The sequence below is a fragment of the Rhodococcus oxybenzonivorans genome (assembly GCF_003130705.1).
GTDB classification, from domain to species: domain Bacteria; phylum Actinomycetota; class Actinomycetes; order Mycobacteriales; family Mycobacteriaceae; genus Rhodococcus_F; species Rhodococcus_F oxybenzonivorans.
Genome location: NZ_CP021354.1, coordinates 4,323,587 through 4,350,358, shown reverse-complemented (window position 1 = coordinate 4,350,358; position 26,772 = coordinate 4,323,587). Strand labels below are relative to the sequence as shown.

The following is a 26,772-nucleotide window of genomic DNA, read 5'->3' as shown; positions in this document are numbered from 1 at the left end:
ATCGATGTAGGGGACGGAATGTCACTCGTTGAACCATCCAAGAATTCCGGAACCGGTGACCACCACGATGGTGTGGACTATCACTCCGAGGACAGTAGTTATCTCGAAAAGCGCACCCTCCGAAAAGGATCGGCAGGGTGGGTGCTTCTCGCCGGCCTCGGAGTCAGCTATGTGATCTCCGGTGACTATGCGGGGTGGAACAACGGGCTCGCCGAGGGCGGATTCGGTGGTCTGCTGATCGCCGGTGTGGTCATCGCGGGCATGTACCTGGCGATGGTCCTCGGTATGGCGGAGCTGTCGTCGGCGCTCCCGGCGGCGGGAGGCGGCTACACCTTCGCCCGGCGCGCACTGGGTCCGTGGGGTGGATTCGCCACCGGCACGGCCATTCTCATCGAGTATGCGATTGCGCCCGCCGCGATTGCCACCTTCATCGGCAGCTACGTCGAATCGCTCGAGCTCTTCGGGATCACCGACGGCTGGTGGGTGTACCTCGCCGTGTACGCCATCTTCATCGGCATCCACCTGACGGGTGCGGGCGAGGCTCTCAAGGCCATGTTCGTGATCACCGCGATTGCCCTCGTCGGGCTCGTCATCTTCGTGATCTCGGCGATCGGGCTGTTCGATGCGGGCAATCTGACGGACATCGCTCCCACCGACGCGGTGGGAGCGTCGAGCTTCCTGCCGTTCGGCCTGTTCGGCATCTGGGCTGCGGTACCGTTCGCGATCTGGTTCTTTCTTGCGGTAGAGGGTGTTCCGCTGGCCGCGGAAGAAGCGCGTGACCCGGAAAAGAACGTACCGCGCGGAATCATCATCAGCATGCTCGTCCTGCTCGTCACGGCGGCGGCTGTGCTGTTCCTCGCCACGGGAGCGATGGGCGCCGAGGGTCTGGCGACGTCGGGCAATCCACTCGTCGAGGCCCTCGGTGACGGAACCGCCGCCAAGGTGGTCAACTACATCGGCCTGGCCGGGCTGGTCGCAAGCTTCTTCTCGATCATGTACGCGTACTCGCGGCAGACCTTCGCGTTGTCGCGTGCCGGGTACCTGCCGAAGACTCTGTCGGTTACTAATTCCCGCAAGGCTCCCACCCTCGCGCTCATCGTCCCGGGCGTCATCGGTTTCGCACTCTCCCTCACCGGTGAAGGTGCCATGTTGCTCAACATGGCGGTGTTCGGCGCAGCCGTCAGCTACGTGCTGATGATGATCAGTCACATCGTGCTCCGCCGCCGCGAACCCGACATGACACGCCCGTACCGCACCCCGGGCGGAATTGCCACCACCTCCTTCGCGCTCGTTATCGCGGCCGCTGCGGTGATCGCCACGTTCCTCGTCGACCCGGTCGCCGCGCTGTGGACGCTGATCGCCTTTGCCGGGTTCATGGCCTACTTCGGCCTGTACAGCCGCCATCACCTGGTTGCCAATTCCCCCGACGAGGAGTTTGCTGCTCTTGCGGAGGCAGAGGAAGAGCTGGGATGACCATGTACACGCACTCGATAGCCGGTGTCGGATATACGTTCGACGGCCTCGTCGACCTGTTGGCCAAGGCCACGCCGCTTCGAAGCGGGGACGAGCTCGCCGGCTGTGCCGCGTCTTCGGACGCCGAACGTGCGGCGGCGCAGTGGGCCCTCGCCGACGTTTCCCTCACCACCTTCCTCGACGAACTCGTCGTGCCCTACGAGGACGACGAGGTGAGCCGGCTCATCATCGACTCGCACGATCGGGTGGCCTTCGGTGAGATCTCCCATCTCACGGTCGGCGGATTCCGGGACTGGCTGCTCGAGGTGGCAGCGGGCAAGAATGCGGCCGAGATCCTGCGGCGAGTCGGCCCGGGACTGACTCCGGAAATGGTGGCCGCGGTCAGCAAGATCATGCGGAACCAGGATCTCATCGCTGTGGCCCGGGCCGTGCACGTCACCGCGGGGTTCCGAACCACGCTCGGCCGGCCCGGCACGCTGGGCACCCGGTTGCAACCCAACCATCCCACCGACGACCCGCGCGGGATCGCGGCCGCAACACTCGACGGTCTGCTCCTCGGATGCGGAGACGCGGTGATCGGCATCAATCCGGCGACGGATTCCCCGCACGCCACCTCGGAGCTCCTTCATCTGCTGGACGACATCCGTCAGCGATTCGACATCCCCGCGCAGTCGTGCGTCCTGTCTCACGTCACCACCACCATGGGATTGATCGAGTCAGGCGTTCCCGTCGACCTCGTGTTTCAGTCCATCGCCGGAACCCAGGGCGCGAACTCGAGTTTCGGTGTGGATATCGCGCTTCTGCGGCAAGCCAACGAAGCGGGCCGCTCGCTGCGGCGCGGCACCGTCGGCGACAACGTCATGTACCTCGAGACCGGGCAGGGCTCGGCGCTCAGTGCGGGCGCGCACCTCGGTACGGGCGGCCGGGCCGTCGACCAGCAGACCCTCGAGGCCCGGGCGTATGCCGTGGCGCGCGACCTCGAGCCGCTTCTCGTCAACACCGTGGTCGGGTTCATCGGACCGGAATATCTGTACGACGGAAAGCAGATCATCAGGGCCGGGCTCGAGGACCACTTCTGCGGGAAACTGCTGGGACTGCCCATGGGCGTCGACGTCTGCTACACCAATCACGCCGAGGCCGATCAGGACGACATGGACACGCTGCTCACCCTGCTCGGTGTCGCGGGCGCGGCGTTCGTCATCGCGGTGCCGGGTGCGGACGACGTGATGCTCGGCTACCAGAGCCTGTCGTTCCATGACGCCCTCTACGCTCGTCAGGTCCTCGGGCTCCGGCCTGCACCCGAGTTCGAGGACTGGTTGCGCCGTCTCGGCATGGTAGACGGCGACGGCAGGATTCTGCCGGTGGATGCGGCGGCCTCACCGCTGCGGGCGCTGACGGTGGCATCGTGAACCACAGTGCGCATGAACCTGCAGCGCAGGACTTCTGGACCGAACTGCGTGCCACGACGCAGGCCCGCATCGGGCTGGGCCGGGCCGGTGATGCGCTGCCCACTCGGCGGGTGCTCGAGTTCCGCTCGGCGCACGCCGCGGCGCGCGATGCGGTGCACCAGCCGCTCGACGCGGCAGCGCTGGCGGACCAGGTCGAGACGGTCGGTCTGGGACGGCCGGTAGTCGTCGCCAGTCAGGCGAGCGACCGTGGCGAGTACCTGAGACGACCGGACCTCGGCAGGTCCCCCGCCGACCTGTCCTCCATTCCGAGGGGGACCGCCGAGGTCGGATTCGTGCTCGCCGACGGTCTCTCACCCCGTGCGCTGGCCGATCACGGGGTTCCACTCCTGTCGGCTCTGGTCGCGCAGCTCGGTGACACCTACTCTCTTGCACCGCCCGTCATCGCCACTCAGGCCCGGGTGGCGCTCGGTGATCACATCGCCGAGGCGATGGGCGTGCAGACGCTCGTACTGCTCATCGGGGAACGGCCCGGCCTGTCGGTGGCCGACAGTGCGGGTGTCTACTTGACCCACCTTCCCCGGCCCGGACGCACCGACGCAGACCGGAACTGTGTATCCAACATCCATCCCCCCGGAGGCCTCGGGTACGAGGTCGCGGCGCGCGTCGTGGCGTCGCTCGTCGGCGGTGCCAGAAAGCTCGGCAGATCCGGTGTGGATTTGAAGGACACCTCCCGCGCGGATGCGCTGGCAGCCCCCTCGGAGATCCTCGAACTGTAGTCGTGTTACCTAGAGGGTCGGCAGGTCCGCCCGGGCCTGCCCGTAACGACCCTGCACGGGTATGACGAGGAGAAGACCTATGGCCTTCGCTGGCAATGTGGACGAGTTGGCCCTACTGCAGGCTGTGCGTCTGAAAGAGCAGGTCAGTGCCGATGTGCTCGCCGAACATCTGGGAGTGGCCGCGGCGTCCGCGCAGGCTGCCTACGACGCCCTGCTGAGCCAGGGCAAGGCGGAGGAAGTATCGAGTGGCCGGATCGCTCTGACCGAGGCGGGACTGGCGGAACTCGAGGACCAGCTCGACGCCGAGCGGGTGTCCATCGACGAGGATTCCATCGCGGAGGTGTACGAGAGCTTCGTGCCGTTCCACGAGGAGTTCGTCGCACTGATCGACACCGCGGACGCCGATCAGCTTGCCGACCTCGATCGCCGCGCCTCCGTGGTGTTCGACGACCTGTCGGCGTTCGTCCCTCGGTTGTCCCGCTACCAGGATCTGTTCGCGGACGCACTCGCGAAAGTCGCTGCCGGAGACAAGAAGTGGGTAGCTGAGCCGGTCATCGACTCCTACGCAACGGTGTGGACGGAACTGCGCAGGGAGCTGCTGGGAGCTGCGGGCGCGCCGGCCTGAAGCCCTCCCAGGGAGGCGGAAGTCACCACCCCCCCCCATTCGGGGGTGGTGACGACGTGAGCCAGGTCACTACCTTTCCTCTTGTCCCGGAAGTCGGGACATCCACACGGACCACGGAGGAATCGAGTGAGCACAGTCTCCACATCGAGTGCGGGAGTGCCCCACACTCCCGCGCCGGTGCGCAAGGGCGGCACCAGCGTTCGTAAGGTGGCCGTCGCCAGTGGCATCGGGACGACGATCGAGTTCTACGACTTCTTCATCTACGGAACCGCTGCGGCACTGGTTTTCCCCAAGGTGTTCTTCCCCGCCCTGGGCTCCACCGCCGGAACCGTGGCGTCGTTCGCGACGTTCGCGGTGGCCTTCGTCGCCAGACCCGTAGGAGCCATGCTCTTCGGTCACTACGGGGACAGAATCGGTCGTAAGAAGACCCTCGTTTCCACCTTGATCCTGATGGGCGTCTCCACGTTCCTGATCGGGCTGCTTCCCGGTGCCGCCACAATTGGTGTCGCGGCCCCGATTCTCCTGGTGCTCTTGCGATTCGGTCAGGGATTCGCGGTCGGCGGTGAATGGGCAGGCGCCACACTGCTCACCGCCGAGTACGCCCCACCGGGCAAACGCGGACTCTATGCGATGTTCCCCCAGCTGGGCCCTGCCGTCGCGTTCATCCTCTCGAGTGCCACCTTCCTCGTCACCGGCGCCGTCTTCGGTGACACGAACTCCACCTTCCTCGACTACGGGTGGCGGATACCGTTCCTCTTCAGCGCCGTCCTGGTCGGTATCGGTCTCTACATGCGCCTCGCGATCGAGGAGACACCGGTGTTCCGCGCCGTGCAGGAGGCCGACCGGGCCGATGTTGCACCCCGGACGCTCCCGCTCATGGATGCGTGGCGCTACCAGACCAAGGAAATCCTTCTCTCCGCCGGTGCCCTCGCCACGCTCTTCGCCTTCTTCTACATGGGCACAGCCTTTCTCACCAGCTACGGCACCGCGACGCTCGGATTCAGTCGTCCCTTCGTTCTGACCGTCGGGATCGTCTCGGCGGTGGTCTTCGGGCTCACCATCATCGTGTCCGCGCTGTACTCGGACCGGATCGGTCGCCGCCGGGTCATCATGATCTCCTGTGCGCTGGCCGTGGTGTGGGCGCTGGCACTGTTCCCGCTGCTCGACACCGGTTCACCCGTCGCCTTCGCGATCGGCGTGATGGTGACGCTCGCAATCTTCGGAGTCGCGTACGGCCCCTGCGGGGCGCTACTCCCCGAAATGTTCCAGACCCGCTACCGGTACACCGGGGCAGGCCTCGGCTACAACCTCGCGGGTGTGCTTGGCGGCGCAGTACCGCCCCTGATCGCAGCGCCGCTCGCGTCGGCATACGGAAGTGCAGCGATCGGCGTCATGCTCGCCGGGCTGGCCGTGGTGAGCCTGGTGTGCACGAAGGCGCTCGTCGAGACGAAGGACGAAGCTCTCTGACCGGGCGTCACGTCGACCGGGAGTAAATTCGAGAACGGAACGGCCTCGTGTGCCCGCCCGTCCCGTAGGTGTCCGTCGAGGCGCCTGGAGAGGAAAGCTATGACAACGCCACTTCCCAGCTACACGTCCGGGCTCGGCGACGCCCCGATGTTGGGGGACACCATCGGAGACAACTTCGATCGAACTGTGGCCGCGCACGGTCGTCGCGACGCCCTGGTCGATGTTCCCTCGGGTCGTCGGTGGACGTACACCGAACTGGCGCAGGACGTGAACACGCTCGCGGCGGCCCTGCTCACCCGCGGCATCGTCAAAGGTGACCGGGTGGGCATCTGGGCGCCGAACTGCCCGGAGTGGACGCTCATCCAGTACGCCACAGCGAAGATCGGTGCGGTCCTGGTCAACATCAACCCCGCCTACCGGGCGCACGAACTGAAGTACGTGCTGGGACAAGCAGGCATCCGCCTCCTGGTGTCTGCTGCTGAGTTCAAGACCTCCGATTACGGCGCCATGATCGAGGAAGTGCGCCCGGAGTGCCCCGATCTCGACATGGTCGTTCTCCTCGGCAGTCCCGAGTGGAGCACGCTGATGACGGACGGCGCGGCGGCGCTCGCCGACGACCCGTCGCGGCTCGAGGCAGCGCAGGCCCGGCTGTCGTCGGACGACCCGATCAATATTCAATACACCTCGGGAACAACCGGTTTCCCCAAGGGTGCCACCCTCAGTCATCACAACATCCTGAACAACGGATTCTTCGTCGGCGAACTGTGTCATTACACCGAGAACGACCGGGTGTGCATTCCCGTGCCGTTCTACCACTGCTTCGGCATGGTGATGGGCAATCTCGCCTGCACCAGTCACGGCGCCGCCATGGTGATTCCCGGGCCTTCCTTCGACCCGAGGGCCACCTTGCGAGCCGTCGAGGCAGAGAAATGCACGTCGCTGTACGGGGTGCCGACGATGTTCATCGCCGAACTCGCCGACCCGGACTTCGACCGGTTCGACCTGTCCACCCTGCGCACCGGCATCATGGCGGGATCACCGTGCCCGGTAGAGGTGATGAAGCAGGTGATCGAGCAGATGGGAATGGCCGAGGTGTCCATCTGCTACGGCATGACCGAGACGTCACCGGTGTCGCTGCAGACCCGCTCCGACGACACCATCGACCAGCGGGTGACGACCGTCGGGCGGGTCGGACCGCATCTGGAGGTCAAGATCACCGACCCTGCAACAGGATTGACGGTTCCCCGCGGCGAGCCGGGTGAACTCTGCACCCGCGGATACTCGGTGATGCTCGGGTACTGGAACAACCCGGAAAAGACGGCCGAGGCCATCGACGCGGCGCGGTGGATGCACACCGGTGACATCGGCGTAATGGATGCCGACGGGTACGTGGCGATCACGGGCCGGATCAAGGACATGGTGATCAGGGGCGGGGAGAACGTCTATCCCCGCGAGATCGAGGAGTTCCTCTACACCCACCCCGACATTCTCGACGCCCAGGTGATCGGTGTTCCCGACGCCAAGTACGGCGAGGAACTGATGGCATGGATCCGCATGCGGGATGGTGCGCAGCCGCTCGACGAAGCCGCGGTCCGGGCATTCTGCACCGGCAAGCTTGCCCACTACAAGATCCCCAGGTATGTGCACATCGTCGACGAATTCCCCATGACGGTGACCGGCAAGGTGCGCAAGGTGGAGATGCGTGAACAGTCGATGGCGTTGATCGGCGGGTCATAAGCCTCTTCGTGTCCCGGAGATGAACCATTCGGCAACGATTTGTCCAACCACGGTTGAACCGCTGCCACGCTGGCTAATCTGCGAAGGAGCGGTGGCCTTCCGCTCGCACTCGCGTGTGGAGAGGAGAGGGTAATGGTTGGAGACATCATCGGCACCATCATCTTCGGTGCGGTCATCGGCGTGCTCGCGCGTCTGGTCATCCCAGGGAAGCAGGCGATGGGGTGGATCATCACCATCGTCCTCGGCATTGCGGGCGCCCTCATCGGATATTGGGTGTGGGGCGCGATCAGCGACAAGGGTGATACCGGCGGAATCGACTGGATACGGTGGATTATCAGTATCGCTGCGGCAGCTGTGCTGACCTTGGCGTACACGTCCATGACCAGTAAGCGGAGAGTGTAGGTACCCGGCTGTGCACGGGCCCCGTCCAATCGAGGGCGGGGCCCTTGCCGTGCGCCTGGGTAGCCGAAATCACGGACGCAGACAGGTGAGTGCCATCTCGCGCAGAACCTTCCGAGTGCGCGCCGGAGTCGCGGGATCGGCGCTGTGCGGTGTGGAGTTGATCAACCCGAACGTTGCATGGGCCTTGGTACGGGCATCCGTTTCGTCGAGCGATTGGTCCACCCGGAGCAGCACCTGCACCCACAGTTCGACGTAGCGTCGCTGCTTCTGCCGGACCTCACGCCGCGCCTCGGCGGGAAGGCTTTCGAGGTCGCGGTCCTGAATGCGAATCAGTTCGGATTCGCCGAGTGCGAAGTCGAGGTGGAAGTCGATGAGGCCGTCGAGTGCCGCCTCGGGGGAGGAGGCCTCCGCCGCGACGAGGGAACCGCCCTCCAGGAGTCGCGTACTGATGCCGACGAGTAGTTCGACCAATACGGCGTCTTTGTTGGGGAAGTGGCGGTAGACGGCGGGACCGCTGATCCCGGCGGCGGATCCTAGGTCTTCGAGCCGGACGCCGAGAAATCCCCGTTCGGCGATGAGGCGAGCGGCGGCGTCGAGAAGTTGCCGGCGGCGATCCGCCTTCATCTGTTCGCGACGCGTGATCGGCGCTCCGGCGCCGTCGGTGGACGCTGTCGGTGCTGCCGGCGCTCCGGTTTCGTCGACGTGTGCGGTCATCGCCTCGCTCCTTTCGGGTTGCGGTCTGGACAACTCAGTTAATCACAGTTATCTTGAATTCAGTTATCGAGTATTAACTCACTCGGCACGGGCGTCAAGACGAGAAGGCGGCACGATGGCACTGGGCGGAACCACTACGAGAGAGGGCTACCGGGTAGAGCACACCAAATTGGTGGACGAGCTGCGGTCGAAGCTGGCCGTTGCTGCTCTGGGCGGTAGTGAGAAGTCGCGGGAGCGGCATGTGAGCCGGGGCAAGTTGCTCCCGCGCGATCGAGTGGACACGTTGCTCGACCCGGGGAGTCCTTTTCTCGAGATCGCCCCGCTCGCGGCGAACGGCCTGTACGACGACGAATGCCCCGGTGCGGGTGTGATCGCGGGGATCGGTCGGGTGTCCGGCCGGGAATGTGTGATCGTGGCCAACGACGCCACGGTCAAGGGCGGCACGTATTACCCGATGACGGTGAAGAAGCACCTGCGGGCGCAGGAGATCGCGCTGCAGAACCAGCTGCCGTGCATCTATCTCGTCGACTCGGGTGGCGCGTTCCTGCCCCGGCAGGACGAGGTGTTTCCCGATCGTGAGCATTTCGGCCGGATCTTCTACAACCAGGCGACGATGAGCGCGCAGGGCATCCCGCAGATCGCGGCGGTCCTGGGCTCCTGCACGGCGGGCGGCGCTTATGTGCCGGCGATGAGCGACGAGGCGGTCATCGTCCGGAACCAGGGCACGATCTTTCTGGGCGGTCCGCCGCTGGTGAAGGCCGCGACCGGTGAGGTCGTCACCGCGGAAGAGCTCGGCGGCGGAGACCTGCACTCGAAGGTGTCGGGAGTGACCGATCACCTCGCCGAAGACGATCAGGACGCGCTGCGGATCGTGCGCAACATCGTCGCCACGCTCGGCCCGCGCGCCGCACGTGCGTGGGATGTGATCAGTGCCGTCCCCGCGTCGGCGCCGCAGGCCGAGTTGTACGACGTGGTCCCGACCGACCCGCGCACCCCGTACGACGTTCACGAGGTCATCGGCCGCATCGTCGACGGCGGGACCTTCCAGGAGTTCAAGGCGGAGTACGGCAAGACGCTGGTCACCGGCTTCGCGCACATCGAGGGTCATCCCGTCGGCATCGTCGCGAACAACGGGGTGTTGTTCGCCGAGTCGGCGATGAAGGGTGCCCACTTCATCGAGCTCTGCGACAAACGCAGGATTCCGCTGCTGTTCCTGCAGAACATTGCGGGCTTCATGGTCGGCCGCGATTACGAGGCGGGGGGCATCGCGAAGCACGGCGCGAAGATGGTGACCGCGGTGGCCTGTGCCCGGGTTCCCAAGCTCACCGTCGTGATCGGCGGCTCCTACGGGGCGGGCAACTACTCGATGTGCGGGCGGGCGTACTCCCCGCGTTTCCTGTGGATGTGGCCGAATGCCCGGATTTCGGTGATGGGCGGTGAGCAGGCGGCGTCGGTGCTCTCGACGGTGCGCAGCGAGCAGCTCGACAGTGCGGGCAACCCGTGGTCGGCGGAGGACGAGGAGGCGTTCAAGGCGCCGATCCGCGAGCAGTACGAGGCGCAGGGCAACCCGTACTACTCGACCGCCCGCCTGTGGGACGACGGCATCATCGATCCCGCCGATACCAGAACTGTTCTCGGGCTGGCTCTTTCGGTGTGCGCGAACTCACCGCTCGAACCGGTCTCCTACGGCGTTTTCCGGATGTGAACGGACATGACTGACATGACACGGATAGATACCGTCCTCGTCGCCAACCGCGGTGAGATCGCGGTGCGGGTAATCCGCACCCTGCGGGCCATGGGAATCCGCTCGGTCGCGGTATACAGCGAAGCGGATCGGGACGCGCGGCACGTCCGCGAGGCCGACACCGCGGTCCTGCTCGGCCCGGCCGCCGCCCGGGAGAGCTACCTGGTGATCGAGAAGGTGATCGCGGCCGCCCAGGCTGCGGGAGCTCAGGCGATCCATCCCGGTTACGGGTTCCTGTCGGAGAACTCCAAGTTCGCCGGGGCCTGCGCAGACGCCGGCATCGCCTTCCTCGGCCCGTCCGCTCACGCCATCGAGGTGATGGGCGACAAGATCACCGCCAAGAACGCCGTCGCGAAGTTCGACGTGCCCGTCGTACCCGGCATCGCCCGGCCCGGCCTCTCCGACGACGAACTGATCGCCGCCGCGGGCGAGATCGGCTACCCGGTCCTCGTCAAGCCGTCGGCGGGCGGCGGCGGCAAGGGGATGCGCCTGGTCGAGGAGCCGGGGGCGTTGGCCGACGCCCTGCGCAGTGCACGGCGTGAGGCCGCGTCCGCGTTCGGTGACGACACCCTGTTCCTCGAGCGATTCGTGTTGCGTCCCCGGCACATCGAGGTGCAGATCCTCGCCGACGGGCACGGCAACGTTGTCCATCTCGGTGAGCGCGAGTGCAGTTTGCAGCGTCGCCACCAGAAGGTCATCGAGGAGGCGCCCTCGCCCCTGCTCGACGAGCAGACCCGGGCCCGGATCGGCGAGGCGGCGTGCAACACGGCGCGCAGCGTCGACTACTCCGGTGCCGGAACGGTCGAATTCATCGTCTCCGCCGACAAGCCGGACGAGTTCTTCTTCATGGAGATGAACACCCGGCTTCAGGTCGAACACCCGGTCACCGAACTCGTCACCGGCCTGGACCTGGTCGAGTGGCAGGTGCGAGTGGCCGCGGGTGAGCCGCTCGGCTTCACCCAGGGCGACATCACCCTCACCGGACATGCCATCGAAGCCCGCGTCTACGCCGAGGATCCCAGCCGAGGCTTCTTGCCGACCGGTGGTCTCGTCGCCGACGTGATCGAACCCGCCGGCCCCGGAATCCGCGTCGACTCCGGGCTGCAGCCCGGCACCGTGGTGGGCAGCGACTACGACCCGATGCTGGCGAAGGTCATCGCGCACGCCGACGACCGCGCCGGTGCGCTGCGGAAACTGGACCGGGCGCTGGCCGGCACCGGTGTGCTCGGTGTGGTGACCAACATCGAGTTCGCGCGCTTCCTGCTCGCCGATCCCGACGTGGTGGCGGGCAACCTCGACACCGGTCTGCTCGACCGCCGGCTCGAGGACTTCGTCGCTGCGGAGGCCACCGATGCCGCCCTCATCGCCGCGGCCGCTTTCCGCTGGTTGCAGCGCTGGCCCGAGCGTGCACAGGCCGATCCGTGGGACGTGCCCAGCGGCTGGCGGGTCGGGGTTCCCGCGCCCACCAGTATTCGGCTGGCATCGCCGACGCGGACCGACCACGTGCGCATCACGGGCAGTCCGTCCGAGGCCACCGCGCAGGTCGAGGACGGCGACACCCTGTCCCTGACGGCGGCCCTCGACGGAACCACCCTGTCCGTCGTGATCGACGGCAGACGTGAAACCTACCGGGTCGCCCAGACCGACGGGCACATCTGGCTCGCCGGATCCGAGGGCACGACGATGCTCCGGGAAGTCGAGGAGCTCAGCGTCCGCACAGGTGACGTCCACGCCGGCGAGGCCGAGATCACCAGCCCCATGCCCGGATCCGTCATCGCCGTCGGCGCCGAAGCGGGCTCCCACGTCACCGCGGGCCAGAGCCTCGTCGTCGTCGAGGCGATGAAGATGGAGCACTCGCTCACCGCACCCATCGACGGCGTCGTCGACATCCTCGTCGCACCCGGTGACCAGGTGATGGTCGACCAGCTGCTCGCACGAGTCACCCCGCACACCGACACGAAAGAGAACGAGTCATGACCGAATATCTCGCCACCGGCCAGCTTCCCGACGAATACCAGCAGCTGGCCAAGACGGTCGCCGATTTCGCGAAGAACGTGGTGGCACCGGTCGCGGCAGAGCACGACGCCAACCACACCTTCCCGTACGAGGTGGTGTCGGGCATGGCCGACATGGGTCTGTTCGGCCTCCCGTTCCCCGAGGAATACGGCGGAATGGGCGGTGACTATTTCGCGTTGTGCCTCGCCCTCGAGGAGCTGGGCAAGGTGGACCAGAGCGTTGCCATCACCCTCGAGGCCGGCGTGTCCCTCGGTGCGATGCCGATCTACCGCTTCGGCAACGAAGCGCAGAAGCAGGAGTGGCTCCCGCAGCTGACGAGCGGAAAGAGCCTCGCTGCTTTCGGTCTCACGGAGCCGGGCGCCGGAAGCGACGCGGGCGGCACCAAGACCACAGCCAAGTTCGACAGCGGTGAGTGGATCATCAACGGCAACAAGCAATTCATCACCAACTCGGGCACCGACATCACCCGGCTCGTCACCGTCACCGCGGTGACCGGCGTGAAGGACGGCGGCAAGAAGGAGATTTCCACGATCCTCGTCCCCACCTCGACCCCCGGTTTCACCGCCGAACCTGCATACAACAAGGTGGGCTGGAACGCCTCCGACACCCACCCCCTCACGTTCTCGGACGTTCGCGTCCCCGAGGAGAACCTTCTCGGCGAGCGGGGTCGCGGATACGCGAATTTCCTCCGTATCCTCGACGAGGGCCGCATCGCGATCGCCGCACTGAGTGTCGGTGCGGCGCAGGGGTGTGTCGACGAGTCGGTCAAGTACGCGAAGGAGCGTGAGGCATTCGGGCGACCCATCGGGCACAACCAGGCCATCGCGTTCAAGATCGCGCGCATGGAGGCACGCGCCCACACCGCCCGCACCGCCTATTACGACGCCGCTGCACTGATGTTGTCAGGCAAGCCGTTCAAGAAACAGGCCGCGATCGCCAAGCTCGTCGCGTCCGAGGCCGCCATGGACAACGCGCGGGACGCCACTCAGATCCACGGTGGCTACGGCTTCATGAACGAGTACGTGGTGGCACGGCATTACCGAGACAGCAAGATTCTCGAGATCGGCGAGGGCACCACCGAGGTGCAGTTGATGCTCATCGCGCGGGAGGCCGGACTGTGAGCGCAGCAGGAGCCGAGGAGCCGAACCGGATCGTCCAGCGGGGCCTGTGGTTCGAGGAGTTCGAACTCGGAGCGGTCTACGAGCACCGGCCCGGCCGCACCGTCACCGAGGCCGACAACGTCCTCTTCACCACCCAGACGATGAACACCCAGGCCCTGCACCTCGATGCCGCCTACAGCGAGGGCACCCAGTTCGGTGAGCGCCTCGTCAACTCGATGTTCACCCTCTCGACGCTGGTCGGGTTGTCGGTCGCGCAACTCACCCAGGGGACCATCGTCGCGAACCTGGGATTCTCGGAGATCAGTTTCCCGAAACCGCTGTTCCACGGCGACACGCTGTACGCGGAGACACGCATCGCCGACAAGCGGGAGTCGAAGAGCCGACCGGGGGAGGGCATCGTCACCCTCGAGCACACCGGGCGCAACCAGAACGGCGACGTGGTGGCGATCGCCGTGCGCAAGACCCTCGTCCAGAAGAAGCCGTCGTGAGCTGGGCACTGCCCGGACCGGCCTGGCTGTTCTGCCCGGCCGACCGGCCCGAGCGTTACGCGAAGGCGGCTGCGGCAGCCGACGTCGTGATCCTCGATCTCGAGGATGGGGTGGCGCCCGCGGACAAGGAGGCGGCGCGGGTCGCGCTGATCGACACGCCGCTCGATCCGGAGCGAACAGTGGTCCGTGTCAATCCGGTCGGCACCGACGACCACGAACTCGACCTCCTCGCCCTCGACGGCACTCGTTATACCCGATTGATGCTGGCCAAATGTGAGACCGCCGATCAGGTGTTGTCGCTGGCGCCACGCGAGGTGATCGCCCTGGTCGAGTCGCCGCTCGGGGCGCTCGCGGTGGGCGAGATCGCGCTGGCGGCGAGCACGATCGGCGTGATGTGGGGCGCCGAGGATCTCGTGGCGGCGATGGGCGGCAACTCCAGTCGCCGCGAGGACGGCACGTACCGTGACGTGGCCCGGCACGTACGGTCGTCCACGTTGCTGGCGGCGAAGGGCTTCCATCGCCTCGCCCTGGATTCCGTCTACCTGGACATCAAGGACCTCGACGGTCTTCGCGCCGAGGCGCACGACGCGGTGGCGGTCGGGTTCGATGTCAAGGTCGCCATCCATCCCAGCCAGGTCGCGGTGATCCGCGAGGCGTATGCACCCTCGGACGACGACGTCGACTGGGCCACGAGAGTTCTGGCCGCGGTCGACGAGCAACGCGGAGTTTTCGCCTTCGAGGGCAAGATGGTGGACGCACCCGTCCTGCGTCACGCAGAGGCGATCCTGAGGAGATCCGGCACGACCCCGTGAATACTCTTCAGCCGCGGGTGGTTGACGAGTACACACGGTTACAACACAGGAATGGAGAACTGCAGTGCCTGAAAGAACTACGTCGGTAATTGTTGCCGGGGCCCGTACGCCGATGGGTCGGTTGATGGGTTCGTTGAAGGATCTCTCGGGTTCGGATCTGGGTGGGATCGCGATCAAGGGTGCGCTGGAGAAGGCGGGGGTGGCGCCGGATCAGGTGGAGTACGTGATCATGGGTCAGGTCCTGACGGCGGGGGCGGGGCAGATGCCGGCGCGGCAGGCGGCGGTTGCGGCCGGGATTCCGATGGATGTGCCGGCGTTGACGGTGAACAAGGTGTGTTTGTCGGGGATCGATGCGATTGCGTTGGCGGATCAGTTGATCCGGGCGGGGGAGTTCGAGGTGGTCGTTGCCGGTGGGCAGGAGTCGATGTCGCGGGCGCCGCATCTGCTGGAGAAGTCGCGGGAGGGGTTCAAGTACGGCGATGTGACGATGCGTGATCACATGGCGTTCGACGGGTTGCACGACATTTTCACCGATCAGGCCATGGGAAATCTGACGGAGGCGCGGAACAAGTCCGACAGTGTCCCGGTCAGCCGCGAGGATCAGGATGCGTTCGCGGCGGCGTCGCACCAGAACGCGGCCCGGGCCTGGAAGGACGGGTTGTTCGCCGACGAGGTGGTGCCGGTGTCCATTCCCCAGCGTAGGGGTGAACCGATCGTGTTCGGCCAGGACGAGGGTGTGCGTGCCGATACGACGGTGGAGACGCTGGGACGGTTGCGTCCGGCCTTCGCGAAGGACGGGACGGTCACGGCCGGGTCCGCGTCGCAGATTTCCGACGGTGCGGCGGCCGTGGTCGTGATGAGCAAGGCCAAGGCCGAGGAGCTCGGTCTCGAGTGGATCGCCGAGATCGGGTCACACGGGGTGGTCGCCGGACCCGACTCGACGTTGCAGTCGCAGCCGGCGCGGGCGATCGCGAAGGCGTGTGCGAAGGAGGGCATCGATCCGAAGGATCTCGATCTCGTCGAGATCAACGAGGCCTTCGCGGCTGTCGGGATCGTCTCGACCCGTGAGCTGGGGCTGGATCCGGCGAAGGTCAACGTCAATGGCGGGGCGATCGCGGTGGGGCATCCGCTGGGCATGTCCGGGGCGCGGATCACTTTGCATCTGGCCCTCGAGTTGCAGCGCCGCGGCGGCGGTGTGGGTGTGGCCGCGCTGTGCGGCGGTGGTGGTCAGGGTGATGCCCTGATCGTGCGGGTTCCCACCAGCTAGGTACCAAAAGAACGCGGAGCACTCCGGCTGTCGGGGAAGATGGAACCATGACAGCCGATCCGCAGTGGGTACCGACCGAGGCTGATCTGCGCAACGCGGTGATCACCGACTTCGGTGCTTTCATTGCACGGCGCCACAACGTTCCGGTAGACGACTACCGGGCGTTGTGGCGTTGGTCGGTGGCCGATCCCGACGCGTTCTGGCAAGCCGTGTGGGACTACTTCGACATCCGCTCTGCGACCGATCCGGGTCCGGCCTTGGCCGAGTCCTCCATGCCGGGCGCCGTGTGGTTTCCCGGCGCCACTCTCAACTACGTCGATCAGGTCTTCCGCAATGCCCGCTCCGACAGGCCCGCCATCCGGTACGTCGGTGAGGATGGGGCCGACGTCGCTGTCGGGTGGGACGAGTTGCGCTCGCAGGTCGCGGCGCTCGCGGCCACACTGCGGGATCACGGCGTCGGTGTCGGCGATCGGGTCGTCGGATACCTACCCAACATTCCCGAGGCAGTGATCGCGTTCCTTGCGACCGTTTCGGTGGGGGCGCTCTGGGCCGCGTGCGGGCAGGACTATTCCGCGCCGGCAGCCCTCGATCGGCTCGGACAGCTCGACCCGAAGGCGCTGATCACCGCGGACGGGTATCGGTTCGGCGGCAAGGAGCACGACCGCGTCGATGCCGTACGCCACCTGCAGGCCGGGCTGCCCTCTCTGGCCCTGACGGTCATCGTGCCCCATCTTCGACGGGAATCGGAGGTCGGCGACGCCACCACGTGGGCTGAGGCCACGGGCCGGGATGCCGCGCTCGAACCGGTGGCCGTCCCGTTCGACCACCCCCTATGGGTGGTGTTCTCTTCGGGAACAACCGGTCTTCCGAAGGGAATCGTGCACGGCCACGGCGGAGTGCTTCTCGAACACCTCAAGTCGCTCGCGCTTCATCTCGACGTCGGCCGAGACGACACCCTTTTCTGGTACACCAGTCCCAGTTGGATGATGTGGAACTTCCAGACCGCGGGCCTGCTCGTGGGGGCCACCATCGTGTGTTACGACGGGAGCCCCGGGTGGCCCACGACGGATGCGTTGTGGGCGTTGACCTCACGTCTCGGTGTGACGGTGGTGGGGACGAGTCCCGGGTACGTACTCGCCTGCGCCAAGGCCGGGGTGGTGCCCGCCCGCGACCATGACCTGACTGCGCTCCGCGCGGTCGGCAGCACCGGGTCCACGTTGCCTGCCGCGTCGTCATTGTGGTTGGCGCACAACGTCGGTCGGAACATTCCCGTCATGTCGATCACCGGTGGGACAGACGTGGTCTCGGCCTTCATCGGTGGTGCGCGGACTGTTCCGGTCTGGCCCGGCGAATTGTCGGCTCCCTGTCTGGGTGTCGCCGTCGACGCCTTCGACGAGTCGGGCAGTCCCGTGCGCGGCGAGGTCGGTGAACTGGTGGTCACGGCTCCGATGCCGTCGATGCCGGTGTCGTTCTGGAACGACCCGGACGGGAGGCGCTACCACGACGCCTACTTCGACGTGTTTCCCGGTGTGTGGCGGCACGGTGACTGGATCACGATCACCGAACGCGGGACCGTGCTGATGCACGGAAGGTCCGATTCCACACTCAATCGCAACGGTATCCGTATGGGGAGCGCGGACATCTACCAGGTGGTGGAGAAGCTGCCCGAGGTCGCAGAAGCACTGGTGGTCGGGGTGGACCTGCCGGACGGCGGATATTGGATGCCGCTCTTCGTGGTCCTCGTCGACGGGCTGGAGCTCGACGACGCGTTGCAAGACCGAATTCGGGGTGCGATCCGTGAGCAGGCCTCGCCCCGGCATGTGCCGGACGACATCATCCGAGCGCCCGGCATTCCTCACACTCGCACCGGCAAGAAGCTCGAGGTGCCACTCAAGAAAATTTTCCAAGGCGCGGACGCGGCTCGTTCGGTCGACCGCAGCGCCGTCGATGATCCAGCACTGCTCGACTGGTTCGCCCGGCATGGCCGCACGGCGGCTCAGGGTGGCTGACCAGGTAAGGCTTGCTTTTGTTACTGGGGGGTAACAAGGGCGGTTCGGGCGTGGTGCGTGGCGGGGGGTGTGAGATATCTCCTTATCGGCGCAGCGAGCGTCCGCGCCGGGATACGACAAATAGGACGCCACGCGCGCTGCATCCCGTCTCATCGCCGTCCAAGTGTGATCGCCGCCGCGGGCGATACGGATGGCACATCCCGCGCCCGGGTGGCCTTACTGACTGCGCCCATGCAGGTCAAGGCGAATTCCGCGCTGAAGTTCAGTTTCGAGCGCATAGGATGTCGCTGCCGGAGGCGTGTGCGCGTCACGTTTGAGCGGGTCTCGATTTCATTCCCGCCTCGCCTTCGCCGCGAGTGTTCCGCTTTGAGACCTGCGCGGGGCTTTGGTAGACACGATGGTTGGTAAACAAGCGGTGGTGGTGCGAAGTCCGCCCCCGCGGCCGATCAGCCGATCGGTTGGTACCGCGCGAAGTGGAATTCTTCGAGAAGGGGGCGATAAATGTGGACACGACATTTGTCCATCCGGCGGAATTCCGACCCGCGGTACGTTTTTCGCCTCGCATGTGTACGCGACGCCCGGAATGTGGTTCTCGCTGTTGAACATGTGCGCGTCGCCGATCCAAATTTCGACTGATTCTGGAAGTATCGACGGTCGGGAAGGTCACAGCTCGGCAGGTAACAGTGGTGGGTATGTGACCGATGTACACCCCGGCGTTATTTCGACACAGGACGAACCGAGATGGTCACCGACGAATGAGAGGAGGGTGCAGGCATGAGTGTGGCGAAAGATCGGACGTCTATTTCCGCCGTAGACTCGTCTGTCGACTCCGAGGGTGACGAGCACCGATTGGGTGGCCGCTTGTTGGATCGATGAAGGAACGGAGCCAGGAATGAACCCGCTCACCGCGAATGATCCGGGATGTCAGAGCGCCCCACGGCGCACTGCATCGATCTCCACTGTGGTGGAACTCGTCGATCAGCCCAAGGTGGGCCGTCCCGTTCCCGATTCGCGAGTGGCCTCGGACCGAGGCACGTGCATGTAGTGGCGTTCAGAGCTACCAATCACCAGTCACACAGGCGGCGGCAAGCCACGCGTTCGAGAACGGAGTAACCCTTGGGGTCGGGACATGCAGCGGGTAGTAACGGTGCTCCCATCGGAGCCTTTCCGCTGTCAGCTGCGCAGCGAGGGATCTGGTTCGCTCAACATGCGATGGGCGACATTCCCCTCACCATCGCTCAGTACATCGAACTCCGCGGAGACATCGACCTCGACCTTCTGACCGAAGCCACCATCCGTTCCGGCCGGGAATTCGGCTCGGGCTTCCTCCGCCTCGTCGAGATCGACGGTGTGCCGCACCAGTACGTCGACAAGACGCTGGATGACGCCATCACGTACGTCGACCTCCGCGGCGAGGACGACTCCGTCGACGCTGCCCAGAAGTGGATGCGCGCCAATTACAGCGCTCCCGTCGACCTTCTCGAAGACCGTCTGGTCGTGGTCTACCTTCTGCACGTCGGTGAGAATCACTACTTCTGGTTCTGCCGCATTCACCACATCGCGCTCGACGGGTTCGGGGCGATGGCGCTCATCGCCCGGATTGCAGAGATCTACACGGCGCTGGTCGAGTCCACCGAGCCGCCTGCACCGCGCGCGGAAGACCTTGTCAGGATCGTCGAAGACGAGCAGCGTTACCGCAGCTCCGAACGGTTCGCGAAAGACAGGGAATACTGGGCCGAACGCACCGCGCACCTGCCGGAAGCGCCCAGCCTCGCCGGTCGCGCCGCGAAGGTGGGCAAGTTCGCGCGGCTCTCCTCCGAGGCACTGCCCGAATCGACCGCGACCTTGCTGGACGAGGCACTGGACGGGACGAACGCAAGTTCCGCTCCCGTCGTGGTGGCCGCATTCGCCGCCTACCTCGCCCACATGACCGACCGCACGGACGTCGTACTCAGCCTCCCAGTCTCGGCACGCACCACCGCCACTTTGCGCCGCTCCGGTGGAATGGTGTCGAACATCGTGCCGCTCCGCCTCCAGATCACTCCGGAGATGACGGTTCCGGAGCTGGTCAAGAGTGTGCAGATCGAGCTGACAGGCGCTCTGCGTCGTCAGCGCTATCGGCACGAGGACATCCGCCGCGACGCCGGCGCGCCCCAGGGACAGCGCGGTTTCTTCGGCCCGTCCATCAACATCATGATGTTCCACAGCGAGATCAAGCTGGGCACCGTCACCGGACATCAGAATGTGCTCACGACGGGCCCGGTCGAAGATCTTTCCCTGAACATCTACCAGGGCGTCGCGGGCCACAAGATCCACATCGACTTCGAAGCCAACCCCAATCTGTACTCCGCGGACGAGTTGAACCGGCACCACAGCCGATTCTTCGACTTCTTCGAGCGGTTCCTCGGGGCCGGCGACGACGCGCCCGTGTCGGATCTGGCCCCGATGAGTTCCGAGGAACGTGAGCAGGTGGTGTCGGGCTGGAACGGTGAGGTCGTCACACCGCCGGCTGGAACGATAGTCGACCTGTTCGACGCCCAGGTCGCCCGAACCCCCGACGCGACGGCGCTGGTGTTCGAGGGGCAGGAGTGGACGTATAGCGAGTTCGACGCACGCGTCAATCGTCTGGCCCGGGTGCTGATCGGGCGTGGTGTGGGACCGGAGACGAAGGTCGCGCTCGCGATCCGCCGCTCCCTCGACTCGATGGTGGCGATGTACGCGGTGGTCAAGACGGGTGCTGCCTATGTCCCGCTCGACCCCGATCATCCAGCCGAGCGCACTGCCTACGTCCTCGACAGCGCCCGACCGCAGTGCATCCTGACGGTGACCCGGGACCGGTTGACGCTTCCGCCCGGCCACGACGTGGTCGAGATCGACGCACTCGACCTCGAGAGCATCGATGCCGGCCCGATCCGCGATGCCGAGCGGTTGGCGGACCTTCGGCCCGCCAATCCCGCCTACGTCATCTACACCTCCGGGTCCACCGGACGTCCGAAGGGCGTGGCCGTCGGCCACGGGTCCGTGCTGAACCAGGTCGCCTGGATCGCGGAGCGCTACCACCTCGACGCGAACGATGTCGTGCTGCAGAAAACCCCCACGACCTTCGACGTCTCGGTGTGGGAGCTGTTCGCACCACTCGTCTCGGGCGCGCGCGTCGTGATCGCGGCTCCCGAGGGGCACCGCGATCCGGCATACCTCGCCGATCTGATCGCTCGCGAGAAGGTCACGGCCACCTCGTTCGTTCCGTCGATGCTCTCGGTGTTCACCTCCGAGGCCGGCCGGGACCAGCTGGCCTCTCTTCGGCTGGTTCTCGTTGCGGGAGAGGCTTTTCCGCCGTCAGTGGCGGCTGCATTCCGGGCACGATCCGACGCGGCGCTGCACAACTTGTACGGCCCCACCGAATTCACCGTGCACGCCACCGCAGGAGAAGTCGACCGCGAGGCCGTCCACACGGTATCCATCGGAACTCCCGTGTGGAATACCGAGGCGTACGTGCTCGACGGTCACCTGCGACCCACGCCCATCGGATCCGCAGGAGAGCTGTATCTCGCGGGGGCGCAAACCGCCCGCGGATACGAGGGCAGGCCCGACCTCACGGCAGAACGCTTCGTAGCCAACCCCTTCGGGGTTTCCGGGTCCCGGCTGTACCGTACCGGCGACCTGGTCAGGTGGCGGGTGGACGGCAGTATCGAGTACCTCGGCCGCACCGACTTCCAGGTCAAGGTTCGGGGTCTGCGGATCGAGCTGGGCGAGATCGAGGCCGCGATGTCCTCGTATCCCCATGTCGCGCAATCGGTTGCGGTGGTGCACGACAGTTCCCTGGGACAGCGGCTGGTCGGCTATGTCGTCCCCGAATCCGGCTCGGACGTGGACGTCGCAGCGCTGATCGACCACGTCGGTCGCGCCGTACCGTCCTACATGGTCCCCGATTCCGTCATGGTGATCGCCGAGATGCCGGTCGGCGCGAGTGGAAAACTCGACCGCAAGGCACTGCCCGAACCTGTCTTCGCGGCGGAAGCCAGCGAATTCATCGCTCCCCGCAGTGCGATGGAGGAGTCGATCGCAGGCCTCTTCGCCGAGGTTCTGGGCGTTCCGCGCGTCAGCGTCGGCGACTCGTTCTTCGCGCTCGGCGGTGACAGCATCGTCTCGATCCAGCTGGTGTCCCGGGCCAAGGAAGCCGGCGTCCTCTTCACGGCCCGCGACGTCTTCGAGCGCAAGACCGTGGCCTCTCTCGCCGAGGTGGCCACCTCGGCCTCCGATTCCGCAACGGTCCACGTTCTCGAGGAACTGCCGGGCGCCGGTATCGGCACGATGCCGCTGACCCCGGTGGTGCACTGGATGACGGAACTGGGCGGCGACTTCCACAGCTTCTCCCAGTCCATTCTGCTCACGCTCCCGCCGAAGGTCGAGAGGCAGAGGCTGGTTCGCACCTTGTCGGCGGTCGTCGATCGCCACGACGCTCTTCGTTCCGTGTTGCGGCGCAACGACGCTGCGGATGGTTGGACTCTGCAGATCTCGCCGATCGGCTCCGTCGACGTCGACGAGCTCGTCGACCGGGTCGAGTTCACGGAGGGGCCGGGTAGCGACTCGTTCGAGGCGCTGGCGGCACACGCCCTCGAACGAACCGTCGACACCCTGGATCCCACCGCAGGCCGCGTGGTGCGGTTCGTCTGGTTCGCGCCCGCGGAGTTCGCAGCGGGCGGCGACGCCCCCGAGGGTATCGAAGCCGCGAGCGCCGAAGGCGAGGGCGCCGACACGGAGCCGCAGTCCGGTCGGCTGCTCGTCGTCATCCATCACCTCGCGGTGGACGGTGTGTCGTGGCGAGTGCTGGTGCCCGACTTCGCGGCCGCGTGGTCGCAGATTTCGGCAGGGGCCGATCCGCTGCTCCCGGCGGTGGGCACGTCTGTGCGCCGCTGGGCGCACGGACTGTCCGACAACGCCAAAAGTGCACGGAGAGTTGCGGAACTGGACTTCTGGCGCAACACGCTCGACGGCTCCGATCCGTTGATCGGCTCGCGGGCTCTCGACGGCCGCGACGTGGTCTCCACCACCGGTCGGGTTCGGCTCGAGGTCTCCGCCGACGTCACCGACGGTCTGCTGACCCACGTGCCGCGTGCGTTCCACGGTGGTGTCAACGACGGGCTGCTGACGGCGCTCGCGCTGGCGGTTGCTGCGTGGCGTGCGGAGCGCGGAATCTTCGAGTCGTCGACTCTGGTGCACCTCGAGGGTCACGGCCGTGAGGAAACGGTCCTGCCGGGAGCAGACCTGTCCCGGACAGTGGGCTGGTTCACCAGTATGTATCCCGTTCGCCTGGCGGCACCGCTGGATGATCTGGGGGACGCGCTCGCCGGTGGGAAGGCCGCGGGCACGGCGCTCAAGACCGTCAAGGAGCAGCTGGCGCAGGTGCCCGAGCACGGTATCGGCTTCGGCCTGCTGCGTTATCTGAACGCCGAGACGAGGTCGGTACTCGCCGATCTGCCCAGCCCGCAGATCAGCTTCAACTACCTCGGTCGCGTGTCGGTGGGCGACATCCCGGCGGCCCTGCGTGCGGCGGGTTGGATGCCCGACACCGACACCATGGAACTCACCGGCACCCGCAACAGCGAGATGCCGGTGCACTTCGCGCTCGACATCAATGCGATGATCGTCGATGTCGAAGGGGAGCAACGTCTTTCCGCCACAGTCGATTTTCCGGAGGGTGTGCTCACCACCGCCGAGGTGGAGGGGTTCGCCGGGCTGTGGAAACGCGCGCTCGAGGCTCTCGTCGAGCACGCCCGGCGGCCGGACGCCGGCGGACGGACTCCCTCCGATCTCGATCTCGTACCACTGAGTCAGCCCCGAATCGATGCGCTCGAGAGCAGCTATCCTGCGCTCGCCGACGTGTGGTCGCTCGCTCCCCTGCAGGTGGGCCTGCTGTTCCACGCCGCGTTGGCGAGTAGCACCACCGACGTCTACACCACTCAGCTCGTCATGGACCTCGGTGGAACGGTCGACGTCGATCGCCTGCGCCGGGCCGCGGAAGCCCTCGTCGCGCGGCACCCCAACCTGCGCACCGCCTTCGTCCTGGACGAGGACGGCACCGGTATGCAGGTCGTCGTCGACCATGTGGACGTCCCGTGGACGCACGTCGATCTGCGATCGCTGCCGGAGGCAGACCGCGAAGCTCGAGTCGACGCGCTGATGCTCGCGAACCGGACGGACCGGTTCGACATGACGGCGCCGCCTCTCGTGCGTTTCCTGCTGGTGGAGACCGCGCCGGATCGGTACCGCTTCGCCGTCACCAACCATCACATCCTGCTCGACGGCTGGTCGTTGCCGGTTCTCATCCAGGACCTGCTGACCCTGTACGCGGTGGACGGTGAGGCCCTGGCGCTGCCACAGCCGCGCCCGTACCGGAACTACCTCGAGTGGCTCGCCACCCAGGATCCGCAGCAGTCCGTGGCCGCGTGGGCACAGGCACTGGCCGGCGTCGAAGAACCCACCCTTCTCGCGCCGACGCACGAGGATACCGCTGCGACGCTCACCCCGGGCGAACTCGTCGTGGACCTGCCCGACGAGCTGCTCGCGGCGATGACCGAACGCTCGCGTGAGCTCGGCGTCACCATGAACACCCTGGTCCAGGCGGCCTGGGGCATCGTGCTGGGTAGGCTGACCGGACGGGACGACGTGCTGTTCGGCACCACCGTTTCCGGCCGCCCACCGCAGGTTCCCGGAATCGAATCGATGCTGGGCCTCTTCATCAACACCCTTCCCGTGCGGGTGCGGGTGCGCCCCGGCGACTCCGTGCGAACCCTGCTCGACCGGATCCAGCACGAGCAGACCGAGCTCCTCGACCACCACCACATCGGACTGACCGATATTCAGCAGGGCCTGGGTCTGAGCGCGCTGTTCGACACGTTGATGGTCTACGAGTCCTACCCACTCGACCGTGAGGCACTCACGCAGAGCAGTGACATCGAAGGGCTCCGCGTCCTCGACGTGACGTCCAACGACGCCACCCATTACCCGCTCGCCATCGTCGCGATGACGGACCCGCGCCTTCATCTGACCGCGAAGTTCCTGCCCGAGATCTTCGAATCCGCCCAGGTACGGGAGATCATGGCGCGGGTGGTCCGTGTTCTCGAGGCGGTGTCCGGCGACGTCGACACACCGGTTGCCCGCATCGACATCCTCGACGGCACCGAACGTGCGTCGCTTCTCGCGGTGTCGGGCACCGAGGACGCCGAACAGCTTCTGTTGCCCGACATCCTGTCCGCGTCGGTGGCACTCGATCCCGAGCATCTCGCAGTCATCGCCGACGGCGCGACGCTGACGTACGCCGAACTCGACGAGCGGTCGAACCGGCTCGCGCGCGTCCTGATCGGGCGCGGCGTCGGTCCGGAAACTGCTGTGGCGCTAGGTATGACGCGTTCTCTGCACTCCGTGGTCGCCACCTGGGCGGTCGCGAAGACAGGGGCAGCGTTCGTGCCCGTCGATCCGCGCTATCCGACCGAGCGGGTCGAGCACATGATCGCCGACTCCGGATCGATGCTGGGCCTGACCGTCGCGGCGCAGCGCGAGGGACTTCCTCAGGACCTCGACTGGCTGGTCCTCGACTCCGCCGAGTGCGATGCACTCTGCTCGCGGGAATCATCGGCATCGCTGGCAGATTCGGAGCGTACCGCGCCGCTGCGTGCCCTCCATGTTGCCTACGTGATCTACACCTCCGGCACCACCGGTCTGCCCAAGGGTGTCACCGTGACCCATGCGGGGCTGGCCAACTTCTCCGCCGAACAGCGCACCCATTACGGGGTCACCCCCGCAGCACGCACGCTCCACTTCGCGTCTCCGAGTTTCGACGCGTCCGTCCTCGAACTCCTGCTCGCCTTCGGGTGCGGGGCCACGATGGTGGTGGCGCCGGCAGACCTGTACGGCGGTGAAGAACTCCGCAGCTTCCTGGCTGAACACGAGGTGACGCACGCGTTCGTCACGCCGGCGGCATTGGCGTCGGTCGAACCGTCGGGGCTGGACCGACTCGGTGTCGTGGTGGTGGGCGGAGAGGCATGCCCCCCGGAACTGGTGGAGCGCTGGGCTCCCGGCCGCCGGATGTACAACGGTTACGGTCCGACCGAGGCCACCGTGATGAGCAACGTCAGTAACGTGCTCGAGCCCGGCAAGCGGATCGAGATCGGTGGGCCGGTTTGCGGCGTCACCGTGTACGTCCTCGACGGGCAGCTGCGTCCCGTGCCGGTCGGTGTGGACGGCGAGCTGTACATCGCCGGACCTGGACTCGCTCGCGGCTACCACGACCGCTTCGGCCTCACGGCCGAGCGATTCGTCGCGAACCCGTTCGGCGAGAACGGCTCTCGGATGTACCGAACCGGTGATGTGGTCCGGTTCGTCGTCGACCCCGAACATCGCGCCGGGTACGGCGTCGAGTACGTGGGCCGCAGTGACTTCCAGGTGAAGGTCCGCGGATTCCGGATCGAACTCGGTGAGATCGACGCTGCCCTGGTTCAGCATCCCGCTCTCGAGTTCGCGACCACGGTGGGCCGCACCATGCCCTCGGGCGCGACAGCGCTCGTGTCCTATGTGCTGCCGTCGGCCGGGAGCACGGTGGACGCCGCCGAGGTCACCCGATTCGTCTCTGGCACGCTGCCTGCACACATGGTGCCCAGTGCTGTTCTGGTGCTCGACGAGATTCCGCTCACCACCGCGGGTAAGCTCGACCGC

16 protein-coding genes (1 of these 16 running past the window's edge) are annotated in these 26,772 nt (G+C 66.2%); 15 read left to right on the top strand and 1 reads right to left on the bottom strand.

Annotated elements, in window-relative coordinates; genetic code table 11:
• Positions 1-18: 18 nt before the first annotated feature.
• The 7 genes from eat to CBI38_RS20415 all read left to right on the top strand — a co-directional run bounded on the left by eat (position 19) and on the right by CBI38_RS20415 (position 7,889).
• Positions 19-1,473, top strand: coding sequence for an ethanolamine permease (gene eat, locus CBI38_RS20445; protein ID WP_109331684.1), 1,455 nt, complete (start codon positions 19-21; stop codon positions 1,471-1,473).
• Positions 1,470-2,882, top strand: coding sequence for an ethanolamine ammonia-lyase subunit EutB (locus CBI38_RS20440; RefSeq protein ID WP_109331683.1), 1,413 nt, complete (start codon positions 1,470-1,472; stop codon positions 2,880-2,882). Before eat ends, CBI38_RS20440 begins: the two co-directional genes overlap by 4 nt.
• Entirely contained in the window at positions 2,879-3,658 is a 780-nt protein-coding gene (eutC, locus tag CBI38_RS20435; protein WP_109331682.1) for an ethanolamine ammonia-lyase subunit EutC, read from the top strand. Before CBI38_RS20440 ends, eutC begins: the two co-directional genes overlap by 4 nt.
• 79 nt (positions 3,659-3,737) lie before the next feature.
• On the top strand, positions 3,738-4,283 hold the full coding sequence (locus tag CBI38_RS20430; protein WP_109331678.1) for a hypothetical protein: 546 nt from the start codon (positions 3,738-3,740) through the stop codon (positions 4,281-4,283).
• A gap of 126 nt (positions 4,284-4,409) precedes the next feature.
• On the top strand, positions 4,410-5,750 hold the full coding sequence (locus tag CBI38_RS20425) for an MFS transporter (protein WP_201453448.1): 1,341 nt from the start codon (positions 4,410-4,412) through the stop codon (positions 5,748-5,750).
• A gap of 99 nt (positions 5,751-5,849) precedes the next feature.
• A complete protein-coding gene (locus CBI38_RS20420) occupies positions 5,850-7,487 on the top strand; it encodes an AMP-binding protein (protein WP_109331676.1) in 1,638 nt (545 codons plus the stop codon).
• Between the two features lie 132 nt (positions 7,488-7,619).
• Positions 7,620-7,889 (top strand): GlsB/YeaQ/YmgE family stress response membrane protein, encoded by a 270-nt coding sequence (locus CBI38_RS20415; RefSeq protein ID WP_109331675.1) that lies wholly within the window; start codon positions 7,620-7,622, stop codon positions 7,887-7,889.
• 69 nt (positions 7,890-7,958) lie between these two features.
• On the opposite strand, the gene CBI38_RS20410 is transcribed toward CBI38_RS20415, so the two are convergent.
• Positions 7,959-8,603, bottom strand: coding sequence for an SACE_7040 family transcriptional regulator (locus CBI38_RS20410; protein ID WP_418328272.1), 645 nt, complete (start codon positions 8,601-8,603; stop codon positions 7,959-7,961).
• A 115-nt stretch (positions 8,604-8,718) separates the two neighbouring features.
• Here CBI38_RS20410 and CBI38_RS20405 point away from each other — a divergent pair, with 115 nt between their 5' ends.
• From CBI38_RS20405 to CBI38_RS20365, 8 genes are all read left to right on the top strand, one after another.
• Positions 8,719-10,308: a carboxyl transferase domain-containing protein gene (locus tag CBI38_RS20405; RefSeq protein WP_109331671.1), complete on the top strand. Its 1,590-nt coding sequence runs from the start codon at positions 8,719-8,721 to the stop codon at positions 10,306-10,308.
• Between the two features lie 15 nt (positions 10,309-10,323).
• Complete coding sequence (locus CBI38_RS20400; protein ID WP_109331670.1) at positions 10,324-12,324, top strand: acetyl/propionyl/methylcrotonyl-CoA carboxylase subunit alpha; 2,001 nt, start codon at positions 10,324-10,326, stop codon at positions 12,322-12,324.
• Positions 12,321-13,484 (top strand): acyl-CoA dehydrogenase family protein, encoded by a 1,164-nt coding sequence (locus tag CBI38_RS20395; RefSeq protein WP_109331669.1) that lies wholly within the window; start codon positions 12,321-12,323, stop codon positions 13,482-13,484. The genes CBI38_RS20400 and CBI38_RS20395 overlap by 4 nt, the downstream gene beginning before the upstream one ends.
• On the top strand, positions 13,481-13,972 hold the full coding sequence (locus CBI38_RS20390; protein WP_109331659.1) for a MaoC family dehydratase: 492 nt from the start codon (positions 13,481-13,483) through the stop codon (positions 13,970-13,972). The genes CBI38_RS20395 and CBI38_RS20390 overlap by 4 nt, the downstream gene beginning before the upstream one ends.
• Positions 13,969-14,784 (top strand): HpcH/HpaI aldolase/citrate lyase family protein, encoded by an 816-nt coding sequence (locus CBI38_RS20385; RefSeq protein ID WP_109331658.1) that lies wholly within the window; start codon positions 13,969-13,971, stop codon positions 14,782-14,784. The genes CBI38_RS20390 and CBI38_RS20385 overlap by 4 nt, the downstream gene beginning before the upstream one ends.
• A gap of 112 nt (positions 14,785-14,896) precedes the next feature.
• Positions 14,897-16,051, top strand: coding sequence for an acetyl-CoA C-acetyltransferase (locus CBI38_RS20380; protein ID WP_109331657.1), 1,155 nt, complete (start codon positions 14,897-14,899; stop codon positions 16,049-16,051).
• 47 nt (positions 16,052-16,098) lie between these two features.
• A complete protein-coding gene (locus CBI38_RS20375) occupies positions 16,099-18,060 on the top strand; it encodes an acetoacetate--CoA ligase (RefSeq protein WP_109331656.1) in 1,962 nt (653 codons plus the stop codon).
• Positions 18,061-19,272: 1,212 nt separating this feature from the next.
• On the top strand, positions 19,273-26,772 hold the 5' end (the start) of the coding sequence (locus CBI38_RS20365; RefSeq protein ID WP_230989897.1) for a non-ribosomal peptide synthase/polyketide synthase. Its footprint extends 26,277 nt past the window's final position; only the first 7,500 of its 33,777 coding nucleotides appear in the window; the start codon lies at positions 19,273-19,275; the stop codon falls past the right edge of the window.